Origin of the sequence: Rossellomorea pakistanensis, assembly GCF_016908495.1 — a bacterium.
Classification (GTDB): Bacteria; Bacillota; Bacilli; order Bacillales; family Bacillaceae_B; genus Rossellomorea; species Rossellomorea pakistanensis.
This window is the reverse complement of the sequence record NZ_JAFBDZ010000002.1, coordinates 245,106-260,200: the sequence shown is the minus strand read 5'-3', so window position 1 is coordinate 260,200 and position 15,095 is coordinate 245,106. Positions and strand designations below refer to the sequence as shown.

General features: G+C 39.8%; 14 protein-coding genes and 1 riboswitch. Of the genes, 5 read left to right on the top strand and 9 right to left on the bottom strand.

All coding sequences use genetic code 11. From position 1 onward, the window contains the following. Positions 1-124: 124 nt before the first annotated feature. The 8 genes from hutG to JOC86_RS09010 form a co-directional block, all read right to left on the bottom strand. A complete protein-coding gene (hutG, locus tag JOC86_RS09045; RefSeq protein WP_205170974.1) occupies positions 125-1,117 on the bottom strand; it encodes a formimidoylglutamase in 993 nt (330 codons plus the stop codon). Continuing rightward, positions 1,095-2,375: an imidazolonepropionase gene (gene hutI, locus JOC86_RS09040; protein ID WP_205170971.1), complete on the bottom strand. Its 1,281-nt coding sequence runs from the start codon at positions 2,373-2,375 to the stop codon at positions 1,095-1,097. Before hutI ends, hutG begins: the two co-directional genes overlap by 23 nt. Then, positions 2,372-4,042 carry a urocanate hydratase gene (gene hutU / locus JOC86_RS09035; RefSeq protein ID WP_205170969.1) on the bottom strand — a complete coding sequence of 557 codons (1,671 nt, stop codon included), beginning with the start codon at positions 4,040-4,042 and terminating at the stop codon, positions 2,372-2,374. Before hutU ends, hutI begins: the two co-directional genes overlap by 4 nt. After that, entirely contained in the window at positions 4,014-5,552 is a 1,539-nt protein-coding gene (gene hutH / locus JOC86_RS09030; protein WP_205173459.1) for a histidine ammonia-lyase, read from the bottom strand. Before hutH ends, hutU begins: the two co-directional genes overlap by 29 nt. 101 nt (positions 5,553-5,653) lie before the next feature. Then, complete coding sequence (gene hutP, locus JOC86_RS09025; protein ID WP_275583388.1) at positions 5,654-6,100, bottom strand: hut operon transcriptional regulator HutP; 447 nt, start codon at positions 6,098-6,100, stop codon at positions 5,654-5,656. Positions 6,101-6,398: 298 nt separating this feature from the next. Further along, on the bottom strand, positions 6,399-6,908 hold the full coding sequence (locus JOC86_RS09020) for a hypothetical protein (RefSeq protein WP_205170956.1): 510 nt from the start codon (positions 6,906-6,908) through the stop codon (positions 6,399-6,401). A 134-nt stretch (positions 6,909-7,042) separates the two neighbouring features. Next, positions 7,043-7,618, bottom strand: a complete 576-nt coding sequence (locus JOC86_RS09015) for a transposase (RefSeq protein WP_205170954.1) — start codon at positions 7,616-7,618, stop codon at positions 7,043-7,045. Between the two features lie 254 nt (positions 7,619-7,872). Next, on the bottom strand, positions 7,873-8,034 hold the full coding sequence (locus JOC86_RS09010) for a YwzD family small protein (protein WP_205170944.1): 162 nt from the start codon (positions 8,032-8,034) through the stop codon (positions 7,873-7,875). A gap of 284 nt (positions 8,035-8,318) precedes the next feature. Then, a riboswitch (cyclic di-GMP riboswitch) is annotated at positions 8,319-8,406 on the top strand. A gap of 20 nt (positions 8,407-8,426) precedes the next feature. On the opposite strand from JOC86_RS09010, the gene JOC86_RS24970 reads away from it, so the two are divergent. From JOC86_RS24970 to JOC86_RS08995, 4 genes are all read left to right on the top strand, one after another. Further along, positions 8,427-8,555: a hypothetical protein gene (locus JOC86_RS24970; protein ID WP_275583387.1), complete on the top strand. Its 129-nt coding sequence runs from the start codon at positions 8,427-8,429 to the stop codon at positions 8,553-8,555. A gap of 287 nt (positions 8,556-8,842) precedes the next feature. After that, on the top strand, positions 8,843-9,505 hold the full coding sequence (locus JOC86_RS09005; protein ID WP_205170941.1) for a hypothetical protein: 663 nt from the start codon (positions 8,843-8,845) through the stop codon (positions 9,503-9,505). Between the two features lie 24 nt (positions 9,506-9,529). Next, complete coding sequence (locus JOC86_RS09000) at positions 9,530-10,765, top strand: efflux RND transporter periplasmic adaptor subunit (protein WP_205170938.1); 1,236 nt, start codon at positions 9,530-9,532, stop codon at positions 10,763-10,765. A 142-nt stretch (positions 10,766-10,907) separates the two neighbouring features. Next, the gene (locus JOC86_RS08995; RefSeq protein ID WP_205170935.1) at positions 10,908-11,924 is read left to right on the top strand and encodes a C40 family peptidase; all 1,017 of its coding nucleotides are present in this window, start codon (positions 10,908-10,910) and stop codon (positions 11,922-11,924) included. A gap of 566 nt (positions 11,925-12,490) precedes the next feature. On the opposite strand, the gene JOC86_RS08990 is transcribed toward JOC86_RS08995, so the two are convergent. Beyond that, a complete protein-coding gene (locus JOC86_RS08990) occupies positions 12,491-12,949 on the bottom strand; it encodes a GyrI-like domain-containing protein (protein WP_205173458.1) in 459 nt (152 codons plus the stop codon). Positions 12,950-13,301: 352 nt separating this feature from the next. Here JOC86_RS08990 and JOC86_RS08985 point away from each other — a divergent pair, with 352 nt between their 5' ends. Further along, positions 13,302-14,918, top strand: a complete 1,617-nt coding sequence (locus JOC86_RS08985; RefSeq protein WP_239587497.1) for an alkaline phosphatase — start codon at positions 13,302-13,304, stop codon at positions 14,916-14,918. Positions 14,919-15,095 lie beyond the last annotated feature (177 nt).

The following is a 15,095-nucleotide window of genomic DNA, read 5'->3' as shown; positions in this document are numbered from 1 at the left end:
TTTATCACTGTAATGTACTAGGGGACGGTTCTCGACCGCTTTAAAGCGGTCGAGAACCGTCCCCTAATTGTTTAACGCATTACTGCGCTCGAGAACCGTCCCGCGGTGGTTTAGTGTGTTAAAGTTATTCTTGTTGATTCGATATGTTTCGGGTGGTGCCTGGCACGAGTGCAGGTACCGAGTTGAGTACCTTTAGCAGCAGGTGTGCGGCGATTCTGCTGGTCATGTCACGGATGTCTAGGGTTGGGTCGATTTCGACGATGTCCATGGCTTGGACTTTCGGGTGCTTGCTGGCTGTGTAGACGGCATCCATTAGGGTGTAGCTGTCCATGCCTCCAGGTCCGATGGCTGGACACCCAGGAGCAAAGGCTTGGTCCAGGACGTCCATATCAACGGATAAATAGATTAGATCTACTTTGTCCTCTAGCCATTGTATAGCCTCGTCTATAAGGGTGCTCATTCCCTTTTCCCTCACGTCTTTCATCGTATGAACGGTGACACCCTGCTCGACTGCATACTCATAATAAGTGCGACTATTTGAATAGTCACGAATACCGATTTGTACTAGGTTCTCTCCGTCGATCACACCTCGCTCTAGCAATCTGCGAAACGGCGTACCATTGGTCGGTCCACCATCCTCGACATTACGAAGGTCGTGGTGGGCATCAAATTGGATGACGCCTATTTTCCCTTTTGACTCCGCAAAAGCCTCAATAGAAGACGTACTGATGGAGTGATCGCCCCCTAATACGATTGTAAAAGGTGCTGCTCCTGTATCTACCACTGTTTTCACAGACTCATAGATTCGATTCTGTGATTCTACGATGCTTGTTGGATGCATTAAAACATCGCCAAAGTCCACAAATGTCATGTCACGATAGTCTTCATCTTGTTCAATTGAATACGTTGTATAGGATTGAAGACATTTCCTAATGACATCGGGAGCAAATAATGCCCCAGAATGACTGATAGAGGACTTTGAAAGGGGCGCCCCCATAATGGCGACCTCCCCTTTTACCCCCTCTTCCCAAGGCGTCAGCAGTTCTCCAGCTTTTTTGGTATAGCGATCTTGGAAAATAGCTTTTCCTGCAGGTTTAAGATGTAAAGAGTTGTTCATGCTCTTTCCCCTTTCGGAATGCCACTTTTCCAGCTTTCCAGACCGTGTTCACATGGTTGACCCCATAATGATATGGAAGATAGTGATAGTTTGGAGCATCCCATAGAACAAGATCTGCTTTACGGCCAACAGCGATTTTACCTGCAACGTCTCCACGATTAATCGCGTACGCAGAGTTAACAGTGACACTGTTCCAAATTTCCTCAGGTGTCATTTTTAATTGTAGTGCCGCTAGATTCATAATGAGCTGAATGTTTTCTGTCGGTGAGCTTCCTGGGTTGAAATCTGTTGAAAGGGCAACGGCTACCCCTTCTTCTAACATTTGTCGTGCTTTCGCGTATTTTCCTTTCGCTAGATAAAAACAAGTACCTGGAAGTAAAACTGCGATTGTATCGGATTGAGAAAGCTTTTTAATTCCTTCGTCAGAAGCCCCTACAAGATGCTCCCCACTTACGGCCCCGATTTCTGCTGCCATCTCTGTTCCACCAAGTGGATCGATTTCATCGGCATGAATTTTGACGTCAAAACCTTTTTCTTTTGCTTTTAGTAAAAATTGACGAGACTGTTCAACCGTGAAGACACCTGTTTCACAGAAAATATCGACAAACTCGGCTAATTCTTCTTTTTCAATCTGATCAAGCATGCCAAGCATTTCTTGTAAAAATTCATCTGAACGTCCTTTGAATTCTGGCGGAATCGCATGTGCGCCAAGGAATGTGGAGACAACATCAGCAACGTGATTTTCGTTTAATTTTTTGGCTACACGCAGCTGCTTTAGCTCTGTTTCACGATCCAATCCGTAGCCGCTTTTCGCTTCGACAGTGGTTACACCGTACGATAAAATTCGATCGAGATGGAATTTAGCCTTTTGGTATAAATCTTCTTCGGATGTTTCACGCGTTGATTTAACCGTGGACAGAATCCCGCCACCTTGTTTTAAAATTTCTAGATACGGAACACCTTGCTGCTTCAACGCCATTTCGTGTTCACGTGATCCTCCAAAAACAAGGTGTGTGTGCGGGTCGACAAGGCCAGGTGAAACGAGTTGACCTTTAGCATCTACTCGTTCGCCTGCGGAAAAGTTCGTTGCTTCCTCATGCTTTCCAACCCATTCGACTATTCCGTTTTTTATTCCCACTGCCGCATTCTCAATCAGCGGCAGCTCTTTCATTTTTTCGCCTTTTAACGGGCCTTCTTCGTGGTCCATGGTCAGTAGCTGTCCGATATTCTCGATGATGATGTCAAATGTCTGACTCATTTTCCTTCTCCTTTCATTGGGACATGAATTCCCCATTTATCTGCTGTTTCTTCTGCAATATCATATCCTGCATCAACATGGCGGATAACACCCATTCCTGGATCCGTTGTTAATACACGATTTAAGCGCTCTTTAGCCAAATCTGTTCCATCTGCAACGGCCACCATTCCTGCATGTAGGGAGTAGCCCATTCCTACACCGCCACCGTGATGGAAGGAAATCCATGAGCCGCCTGCTGCCGTGTTAACGAGAGCGTTTAGAATCGCCCAATCCCCTACTGCGTCACTTCCATCCTTCATGGCTTCTGTTTCGCGGTTTGGAGAAGCAACAGAACCGCAGTCAAGATGGTCACGCCCGATGACGATCGGTGCCTTTAGCTCGCCGTTCTTCACAAGTTCATTGATGGCAAGACCCATTTTGACACGCTCGCCATATCCTAACCAGCAAATACGTGATGGCAGACCTTGGAACGCGATTTTTTCCTGAGCCATGTCAATCCAGCGATTTAACGCTTCATTTTCAGGGAAAAGCTCTTTAATTAAACGATCTGTACGGTAGATGTCCTCAGGGTCACCAGAAAGTGCTGCCCAGCGGAACGGTCCTTTTCCTTCACAGAATAGTGGTCTGATGTAAGCTGGAACAAAGCCAGGGAAATCGAATGCGTTGTCTACGCCTTCATCCTTTGCTACCTGACGGATATTGTTTCCGTAGTCAAACACAATCGAACCGCGCGCTTGGAACTCAAGCATAGCTTCCACATGCTTTGCCATGCTTTTCTTAGATAAAGTCGTATATTGATCTGGGTTTTCTTTTCGTAATTGATCCGCTTGTTCAAGTGTGTAGCCGTCTGGAACATAGCCGTTTAATGGGTCATGTGCCGATGTTTGGTCTGTCACGATATCGATTTTAACTCCTCTTTGTAAAAGTTCATGATGAACTTCTGCTGCGTTTCCAAGAAGTGCGATCGAAAGTGGTTTCCCTTTTTCCTTAGCGTCTGTTGCCATCATGAGTGCTTCGTCGATGGAGTCTGTTTTCACATCACAATATCTTGTCTGAAGTCGTTTTTCAATTCGTTCTGGGTCTACATCAACTGCAATGACAACCCCTTCGTTCATTGTAACGGCTAGTGGCTGAGCGCCACCCATTCCGCCTAGACCTGCTGTAAGCGTGATCGTTCCTTTAAGGGTGCCATTGTAGTGTTTTTTCGCAAGCGCCGCGAACGTTTCATAGGTTCCTTGTAAAATACCTTGTGTTCCAATATAGATCCAGCTTCCAGCCGTCATTTGCCCGTACATCATCAGGCCTTGTTTATCAAGCTCATGGAAATGCTCCCAGTTCGCCCATTTTGGTACAAGGACTGAATTTGATAGCAGGACTCGTGGTGCTGCTTCGTGAGTTTTGAAAACACCGACTGGCTTACCAGATTGGACAAGCATGGTTTCATCTTTTTCAAGGTTTCTTAGTGTTTTCACAATTGCATCAAAGGATTCCCAGTTACGTGCCGCTTTTCCGATACCGCCGTAAACGACTAGGTCTTCCGGTATTTCTGCAACTTTCGGGTCGAGGTTGTTGTAGAGCATTCTTAGGACTGCCTCTTGCTCCCATCCTTTACATTCCAATTCAAGACCTTTTTTCGCATTAATTTGACGTGGTTGTGCTTTTTGCATTCGTGTTTCCTCCCTTTTGTTTGTTTGAAAAGTTGTATGATGTAAGCCAAGAAGACAATCTTTCAATGTCTTTAGCAAATACGCGATCTTTTTTAATACTTGGTACTACAGTTCTTGCTTCTTCATAAAATTCCTTCGTCTTCGGTGCCATTTTTTCAATTCCTCTGTGTTCAACAGCTTGAAGAGCACAAATCAATTCGATTGCTAACACGCGTCTAGTATTTTGTAAAATTTGATAAGCATGTCTTGAACCAATTGTTCCCATACTTACGTGATCTTCCTGGTTGGCAGAGGAAGGAATCGAATCGACACTTGCTGGGTGAGCGAGTGTTTTATTTTCTGAAACGAGTGATGCGGCTGCATACTGCATGATCATCGCACCTGATTGTAATCCCGGTTGTGGGCTTAAGAATGCTGGGAGATCATTTAGCTGCGGATTCACCAATCGTTCAACGCGGCGCTCTGAAATATTCGCTAGTTCTGCTACGGCAATTTTCATAAAATCCATGGCAAATGCGATAGGCTGGCCGTGGAAGTTTCCTCCTGAAATCACCTTGTTGCCATTATCAAAAATGAGCGGATTATCTGTAGCTGCATTCATTTCGATTTCAAGTTTTTCTTTTACATAATCTAGAGCTTGCCAGGATGCACCGTGAACCTGCGGGATGCAACGAAGGGAGTAAGCATCCTGAACTCTGATCTCACCTTGAGTCGTTGTGAGCTGGCTGCCTTCAAGGTATTCTCTCAGGCGTCTTGCGGTATCCACTTGCTGTGAGTAGCCTCGAGCAAGGTGGATGTCTTCATCAAAAGCGTCCATGATTCCGTTTAATCCTTCAATGGTTAGCGATGCGATCATTTCACTTTGATAAGCAAGATTTTCTGCTTCAAGATAGCCAACAACACCCATGGCTGTCATGGCTTGAGTTCCGTTGATCAGCGCAAGTCCTTCTTTAGCCTGGAGTTGAATAGGATCAATATTTTGTTGACTAAAGATGATCGGTGTTTGTTCAATTTTCCCGTTGTAAAATACTTCTCCTTCCCCCATGAGTGCTAGGGCAAGATGGGATAAAGGGGCGAGATCTCCGCTAGCGCCCAGTGATCCTTGTTGTGGAATGACTGGGTGGATTTGGCGGTTAAGTAGCTCGATTAATTTTTCAATAACCAAGGGACGGATGCCGCTGAATCCTTTTAATAGCGCGTTTGCTCTGAGTAGAAGCATCGCTCTTGAGACTTTTTCTGGGAAAGGATCGCCTACTCCACATGCATGGGAATGGATGAGATTGAGTTGTAATTCTTCAACATCCTCTTGTTCAATGAGGACATCGCTGAATTTTCCAAAACCTGTGTTAATTCCGTAGACAACTTTATTTTGCTTTACGATATTTTCTACTGCTGCACGGCTTTGTGTTGCTTTTGCTAAGCTCTCTTTCGATATCGTAACTTTTTCGTTATCGTATAAAACTTTTTGAATTTCTTGGAGACTTAGGGTATGCCCTGTTAATTCAATCATTTCGTCTTCACCTCTTCTGTTTTTTCCATATAAAAAGGAGACTCGACGACAAATAAGCTTTGTCATCGAGCCTCCTATTCACTAATGGCTTTAGGCTCTTATTACATATGGTTTATGCCAAGGCCAATGGTTTCATGCTCAAGGCCTTTGATGGGTGCACCAATCGTGCCGTAAAGGGCAACGGCAACCCATTCACCTTCATCAGGATTTTCGTACGGCGTTCCTCTAACAACTGAGAATCTTAGGCCAACGGTTCTTAAAATTTCACCTAGCTGTGTTTGACCTCTTGTGACACCTGTGATAGCTTCCATGATAGCGTGGTAGAGTGCGTGCATATCACGGTAAAGTTTCTCATCCACGATCCCGCTTCTCTTTGCGGCGGTTTCAATGGAAGAAACGATTTTCTGCGTATCCATTGATCCGACTTTCCCTGTACAATACTGCCAATTCAACTCATTAAATTGACGATTCCACTCCTCTTCTTCTCTTTCAATTAGGAGAAGCATGAGAGCACTTTTTCCAATTCGCTGTTGATCAATCTGTAGCATCATTAACACCTAATATTCTAAAAATACTAATAACTATTATCATTGTATGGGTTTTCATCAAAGAGGTCAAACAAAAACCGAAACCCTTTAAAAACTTATAGAGGTAACGAATTAGTGTAGTAAAGCACTGCGGGACGGTTCTAGGTCGCTGTGATGCGGTGAAGTCCTGCGGGACGGTTCTCGACCGCTTTACCGCGGTAAGACGAAGGGGACGGTTCTCGAACTAGGTAATGCTTTAACGCAGTACCAATGTCGAGAACCGTCCCCTAGTGAGGTGATGTTTTAATTGATTGAAGGGTTATTTATCTTTATTGTTTTTGTTATTGTTTGTAGTTCTTTTTTTCGTATCATTAGGTTTTGGAAGTTTTCGATTAGGTTTAGGTTTAATACTTATGAATTTACTCTGGTTCACGTAGGGTTTCACTATAAAATGAGATAGAATTCTTTCTTTTATTTTTGTTGTCATTTCAGAGTTGAGGGATAGATTTGATACAATATCAAGACCATGCGATTCGCTTTGATAATACATCAGAAGCTTTTCTTTATAGATTTTTTTATAAACGAGGGTAAATGGAATCACTTTATTAGGAGTGAGAGGAATGGCAAATAATTTTGGGTAGCCACTGATCCTCAACATCCAGTCTGATAACATGAGGGTCTGAAGAGAAATTCCAAAATCGGCCATTGAATTGACATGCATTTCGTTACCCTCTAGTTCTCCTTGGAACACTAACAATGGGGTTCTTTGAATCGCTGAGTATTCTGATATTTCATTTGTTTTTTCAAAAACTAAAGAAATATTCTTCATTATTTCCTCCTTAGTACCTATTATATTTTTACTATTTCCATAATACGACAATTTTTATTATAATTGTATATTTAAACCAAAAATTTACATTTTCTTAATATATCAAGGTAAGAGCTTTATAAAAATGATCATTTTTACCTTATGCTTTCTTTTATTTCTTTCTGTTCATTCCATTGTTCTACATAATTTTTATATTGTTTTTCTGGAGATAATTTGGCTTCCGTAAAAAAGGACAAGGTTCTTTCTTTTGATATATAGGGATCATTTTTTGAAGCAATGATTGAGGAAAAACTACTCCACGGATATTGTTCTGGGGATTCGACAAGGTTTGCTTCCACTGGATTGAAATGAATGTATCGACTGAGTTTAATGAACGCTGAAGGTGTATCTAGAAGAATAGCATTATAGCGATCTTGAAAAACGTGGCCTACTAGCTCATGCCGATTGTTAAAATACATGGCATAACGTGTGTGAAGGAGTCGAAAAATCTGTTCGGTTGGGACTTTTTCTGTTTGAAGTAGTAAATGAACATGGTTAGACATGAGACAGTACGCATGAAGAATAAAGGGGAGTTTGTGGCGAGTATCATTTAAATAATATAAGTATTTCCTTCTGTCATGATCATCCCTGAAGATATCTTCCTTTCGATTCCCTCGAGCATAAACGTGGTAAGTGGCACCAGGGAACCAATATCTAGACTTTCTTGGCATTCCATCACTCCTTTTCAATTTTGACACTCACTATCTAACTTCGACAATTATTGATAGAATCCTGCATTATTTGAATTTTTTATGCTTTAGCGCTTTAAATGACTCGAGAACCGTCCCGCGATGCTTTAACGTATTACCGCGGTCGAGAACCGTCCCCGAGGGGGGTGACGTGTTAAAGTGGTGGATGTTTTTATGCGGGATGCCACTTGCTGGCACTCTGAGCTTGGATTAAAAAAGCACTCTAGACCTTGGGTCTACAGTGCTTTTGATTGTTTATTTTTATATTGTGATTTCATTTCATTTGTTAGCCAAGCGACCATTTTGGATGCGTCCATGTTACCATGGTTTGCGCGGTCATGCGCTTTTTTCATGAGTGCCAGCAATTCCTGCTGCTCACTTTTCTGATTTCGTTGCAATTCAAAACCTCCTAAACTTCCATTCTACTATAGTATATTACGCATATGTTTTTACGTTCTTCATTTATTAATAAACTCATTTTACCCCACTCTTACAAATGTTGTAAATGCTTTCCCACCATTATAGAAGGTTTATACCTTATTTTAAAGTGGAACAAACCTTGTAATATCAGGTTTTGTTTACAAAAATATGAAAATAAACTATTTTTCAACACATTTCGACAATACACGACTTTAGACCTATGTATATTCTATTATTTATTACGATATTATGTACGGAAGTAGTATGAAAAAGGCAAAGTTATTGAAAGATAACTACGCAAAGCTAGAGGGGCTAAGTGTTTGCATGCATCATGCCAGCCAGCTATCCAATACCAAGGAGGATCAATTTTATGAGATTTTTAACTCCAGAAGAAATGAGAGATCGTAAAGAACAACAAAAGAAATTAATGTATGGGTTATTCTTCATTGTCACTGTAGCGGTTTCAGTTGGAATAACCTACTTAGTGTATACTTTTTAAAATTCACCCAAAAAATGTCCAGAATGGCTGTCCAATAAGGAATTCAGAACTACATTTTTATCAAAATATAGTAGAGATATTTGAAGTTTCTGCTATGTTTTAATTACTATTGTGGCTTCTAAAACCTTAGTTTTGGACACTTTTCTGGACATTTTTTCTCGCCTCTCCCCCCCACTAATTCAATTCTCCTAATTTTTTTACTACTGTTCGACAATTAATGGAAATCTGTTTCAATATTCGATAGAATAGAATAAGATATTTTGTCAAAAAATTCGGAGGACTCATCTATGTATAATGAAGTCAAGTTCATCAAAGGTATGCAACAGCCATCAACCTACTTTTATCAAGTCCAACAGTCAGAGACTCTTAGAGGGTTTAAAAGAAAAATTTTCATGCTGATTGCTCTTTCTATCCTCATATTTGCCATCTCCGCTTTCTTTGGCGTAGGCACATTTCCGATTTCTAAAGAATTAACAACTCTAAATCCGACTGAGTTTGAATTAAATAAGCTATTTTTCTTACTTGGTAGAATGGTGCAGGGGCTTCTATATGCAGCTGTTATACTCTTTCTTCCTTCACTTATATTTTGGACTATTTCTGAAGCCGACTATCCGAAATTAGTCCTACTTCAAGGAGTCACACTCATCATTCTATTGGTAGAGAAATTGCTGTTCACGATTTTAGCAATAAACTATTCACTAGACTGGTATTCATCGCCATTGTCCCTTGGAGTCATCACTCAACTCCTAACGACTAAGAAATGGATGATTTACTTCTTCGGTTGTGTCAGCTTGTTTAAAATTTGGGCGATCGTTATCCAAATTAAAGGCCTAAAACGACTTACAGAAATAAGGACGAGAAACCTCTTGATCATTGTGTTAAGCGTTAACATAGTTTATTGGTGTATTTACGCAACACTTATTTTCATTGATTTTTCAAAACTAATCTAAGACAGCGATAAGGACTGATCCATTTTGAAAAAGAAATTATTCTATTTATTTCTAGTTTTTTGTGCCATTTTTGTTTCTATCAATATATTCCTTATTGAAAAAGCAGATAGTAAAATTCAAAGAATCTCCTATATAGATGAATGGTCCCAAGCCAAACAAAAGGATCTAAAGAAAACCATTGAGAAACAAGGAGTTGTTGGCTCTTCTGAGGAACACTCTGTCTATTTTCATGAAGAAAATGGGATTTTTCAAAAGTTCCTTGTAGGAGAAGGTGATACTGTTGAAGAAGGGACACCGCTTTTCGAGTATAAGGCAGAAAATATTGAAGAGCAAAAAGTGGCCCTCCAAGCAGAGATCGATCAAATTGAAGATGAAATAAACAGTCTTGAAGATTATATCAGCAACCTGGAAAAAATGAAGAGTTCGGTTAAGCCAACACCATCTCTAATCATTGATAAAGATACGGATAAAGAGAAGCAAAGCTATAATACTCTTGGAATTGAATATTCGATTGATCAAAACATCTATAATTCGGAGTTAGAAATTAGCAGACTTGAAAGTAGACAATCCAATCTTGAAGAGCAATTATCCAGCTTGTCTTCCCTCTCCGAAACCGTAACAGTTAAAAGCGAAATATCTGGAATTGTTAAGGACATTTCGAAAGATTTAGGCAACCCGATCGTGACGATTTCCTCTGATACGCCAATCGTTAACAGTAACCTTACAGAAAAAGAGACAACGCAGGTAAAAGAAGGCCTTAATGCTAAGGTTTTCACTGATGTTCAGGATAAATCCATACAAGGAGAAGTCCTTAAAATCTCTCCATTGCCGGAAAAGGAAGTAAATCTTGACGAGGAAAGCCTTTACCCAATTCAAATTAAGTTGAACGATGCCAAACAAAATCTCATGAATGGTTATCATGTATCTGTTTCAATCATTACCGAAGAAGTGAAAGATGTTCTAGCACTTCCTATTGAATATATTAGCAAAAGTGGAGACAAGCCTTATGTTTGGGTGATTAACTCTTCAGGTGAAATTGAAAAGAGAGAACTAAGTCTCGGTATTAAAGCGAATGGTCAGCATGAGATAAAGAAAGGATTGAAGCTTGGAGATACGATTATCGAAAAGCCTTATCAAGTTAGTGAAAGTGGATCTAGATTCATCACTCCCCTCGATCCGGATGTTGTGAACAAAAAAAACATGAACAAAGTAGATAAGCCCATAGTCCTAGAAAATCTTCTATTAGGTATTTTAGAATAGCTCCTATAATTCTTTTGTAATATAAATGTAATATTTTTTACCTAATTTTTTGTCTATTATTCTACTTTTTTATTACCTATTTTGGTAGAATAAAGTAAATTCTTTGTATTTTATAAATTAATTTGATAGGAGAACACTATTTATGAAGAAAACGATGGTTTCTGTTGTCGCAACTGCCGCTTTGTCTACTGTTTTTGTTGCAGAAGCATCTGCTAATACATATAAGGTTGAACGAGGAGATTCTCTTTGGTTAATCGCTAATCAATATAACACCCAAGTCAGCAAGCTTAAGGAATGGAATAACTTAACAAGTGATGTGATTTATCCAAACCAAATTCTCCAAGTCGGCGGGAATACTGGTACACAGCCTAAGCCTGAAACCTCCAAGCCAAGTTCCAGTTCAAAAACCTACATAGTTAAATCTGGGGATACTTTAATCGGAATTGCTAATGCACATAATATCACCCTTGGCGAATTAAAGTCTTGGAACAATATTAACAGCTACTTGATCTATCCTGGTCAAAAATTTATCGTTTCTAAAGGGTCCTCAAACAATCCAGTTGAGAATAATCCAGCTCCAACCCCTGACCCAAGTCCGTCAGCAACAAGCTATACTGTGAAGCCAGGTGATACCTTATCTGGTATTGGGGTCCAATTCGGCGTTTCAGTAAGAGAATTAAAGCAGTGGAACTCATTAAAAAGTGACTTGATTTATATTGGACAAAAGCTTTCTGTTAAGAAAGGAAGCTCAACTCCAAACGAATCTACTCCTGAAGTTACGAATCCTGATGAAGGAACATCTTCTGGAAATGTCGTCACAGAAGCGAAAAAACATTTGGGTGTGCCTTATGCATGGGGCGGTAGTTCCCCTTCTGGGTTTGATTGTAGTGGATACATCTATTATGTATTCAATAAAGCCGGTAAATCCATTACACGTACAAGCAGCGAAGGCTATTATAACCGTTCATTCTATGTTAACTCCCCAAAACCTGGAGACTTAGTGTTTTTCGAAAATACATATAAACGTGGAATCTCCCATATGGGTATCTACTTAGGCGGAGGACAATTTATCCATTCTGGAAATGATGGCGTTCAGATTTCAAGTTTAAGCAACTCTTACTGGAAATCAAAATTTGACGGATACAAGCGTTTTTATTAAGGGTTCTTTCCGCAATTTGTTGCTTTTAGTCAACCATAAACATCTTAAATCATACTAATGAAACCTTTCTTTGACGAAATTTCATTAAGGGGTTCTATTTTTGTTCGAAAAGCAACAAACTATGCGAAAAAAACTTTATGAATGATCGTCTTCCTATAAAGGATGATTGGTCTTTTTGACTACAGGTAAATAGAGTTTTTATACATAACAAAAACCTATCTTTATATTGATAAAGCTTCCGTTTTCTGGTGCTTTCTTAAGAAATGACGTATGAATTGGCATACGTCATTTTTTTTATTTATCAAGACTTTTTGTAGGTTATATGGATTTTGACCTATCAATCGACATCATTTTTATGTTGGACAATAAGTATTGTTCTATTAAGAAAGAAGGCCAAAACTACTGTCAATTTTAGTGTCGTTTGGTATGCCGGTATTATGAAATCCTTCTTCGGGCAGATTAATGAAAGAAGAACAAGAAGTTATCAGGATTGATATGACACTTGTTCTTCTTTTTCTATTTTTTGTTGATGATCACGTATTAAACAAGTAAAAATGCTAATTCAACTATAGCGGTTTTACAGGTACACATATTTCGCAATAAGGGTTGTTAATTCTATCACCATTGTATCTTTCCAAAATGGGTTTGTTATCAATTTGATATCCATTACTTTGTAGAGATGAAAAAATGTCAGTGTATGCTTTTTGAATATCATCTGTTGTATGTTTGAATTCGTAAATAAGGTGTTTTCCACCAGAAAGTTCACTTTCGCAAATTGAATCGTCCAATTGATCATCCTTTGAAATCACAATACAAGCATCATCAAATCTACAGTTTTCTGAAAGTGTCGTCTTAGGGTTATCTTGCGGTATTTCAAATAGGATTGCCGATTTAAGAAGATTTTTCTCCTTAGCCCATTTTTTTAACTTCTCCATTACTTTAATATTTGCAGGACCATATCGACCAACTCGTCGCACATAAGCAATGCGATAGTTTGGAAGGATTTCGACTTTAATTTCATAGATTCTTTTTATCCCTTCTTCCTTTATAGTTGTTCGTTACATTTGGAATGTAACACGCTTTAAAAATATATACATTTAATTTTTGAAATTTTCATAATAATTTCCCTTCTTCAGGCGAAGGGTAGCTTTTGTTCAATTATAGATCCGATATTACTTATTAAGAAAACTCGCCCATACTGTGGCGAGTTTTGCTTTTTTATCTACCAATAATAATGTCAAAACAACTGTCTCTTCAGCACAACTTTTTAGAAAAGCACCTCAAGACGGAACACTTTATCATATTGAAGAGAGGTTTTTTTGTTATGTTCTCCCCTCCTCTTGGAACAATAAGAAACAAATGAGTGAGGTGAACAAATTGAAATCTGTAAAAAAGCTTGGCATCCTTCTTATAATCGGAGTGGTTGTTTCCTTTCTCTTCACAGAAACGCCCTGTACTTTTGCTGAGAACAGAACGCCGAGAAATGTCATATTCATGATCATGGACGGAACAAATTCAGACGTCGTTACATTGTCTCGTTGGTACAAAGGACAGCCGCTTGCTCTTGATGAAATCCTCGTTGGAGGTGTTAAAACCTATTCCTCTCAGTCGTCAATTACTGATTCTGCTGCTGCAGGAACGGCGATGGCCACAGGACATAAAACAATGGCTGATTTCATTGGAATGGTTTCACATGAAAGAAAAAGCTCAAGACCTGTACTGTCTGTTTTAGAAAAGGCACTAATGCAAGGGTTGTTGACTGGGATTGTCTCGACCTCTCCTGTTCAGCATGCGACCCCTGCAGCCTTTTCTTCTCATGTAAAGAATCGTGATGAGTTTAGTGATATCGCTGAGCAGCAGGTGTATCAAGGAATGGACGTTATCCTAGGTGGCGGGAAAGCGTGGCTTCGACCAAAGGATGAGGAAAGGGTAAAAAATGATGATGGAATGCTGAAAACGAAAGAGTTAAGTCGTGAAGACGGTGAAAATTTGCTAAAGGTCATTGAAGATGAAGGGTATCGGTTTGTGAATACGAAAGAAGAGCTCACTAATGGTCGAGAGGCTCCAGGAAAGCTTTGGGGTAGTTTTGCCGAAGAAGATATTGAATTTGAATTTGATCGCAAGGTCTTAAAGCCTGAAGAACCTTCCCTTGCTGACATGACTAAAGCAGCGATCGGGGAGCTGTCAGAAAAAGAAAACGGTTTTTTCCTGTTTGTTGAAGGAAGTAAAGTTGATTGGGCAGCACACAAAAATGATCCCATTGGAATGATTAGTGAAGTGTTAAGCTTTGATGAAGCCGTGAAAGAAGCCGTTGATTTTGCCAAAAAAGATGGCCATACGATGGTAGTAGCAGTGACAGATCATGGTAACAGCGGTCTGACGATCGGAAGTCAAAACACAAACAAAAAATATTATGATCTGCCAGTAAAAAAGATTATTGATCCTTTGAAAAAAGCTGAGTTTACAGTTAAAGGAGCAACTTCTCAGCTCAAAAAGGATCGTTCCAATCTTAAAGAAGTCTTGAAAAGCTATGGGTTAGCGGACATTTCACATAAAGATTATTGCACGTTAAGAGATGAGAAGGACAAAGTGGACTTAGAAAACAAAATGGTCCAGATGATGGCAGAGAGAGCACATCTCGGTTTCACTACACATGGACATACTGGAGAGGATGTATTTTTGTATGCATATGGACCAGGAAAACCTACAGGACTTATGGAAAATACTGAGCTTGCAAAAGTGGTCGAGAGGTATTTAGAGATACCTTCCGAACAGAAAAAGTATGTTGATGGCAAGAAGCTCTACAAAGCCCGAGGATACCATGTCGCAATCAATAAACGAAATCCACACAACCCTGTCCTGATTGCAAAACGACAAGGCGAAAAACTCGAATTCCCAGAGAACAAAAACTACATGCTCCGTAATGGAGAAAAAATCAAGCTTTCTGGTGTCAACGTTTTCAACGGCGACACCTTCTGGATCATCGAAAACTAGTTAAGATCGTCCTAGACGGAGTCCGGAATCACGTTGAATACGATATATAAAGTAGCGTTTTAGTGCCTCTTCTAAATATGTAAGGTGTGGTTCGGGACACCCTCCACTTTGTCAACATTCGACAAATTCCGGGTCGTGCCAGGCACGACCCGGAATTTGGTGATTTTTGTCGATATG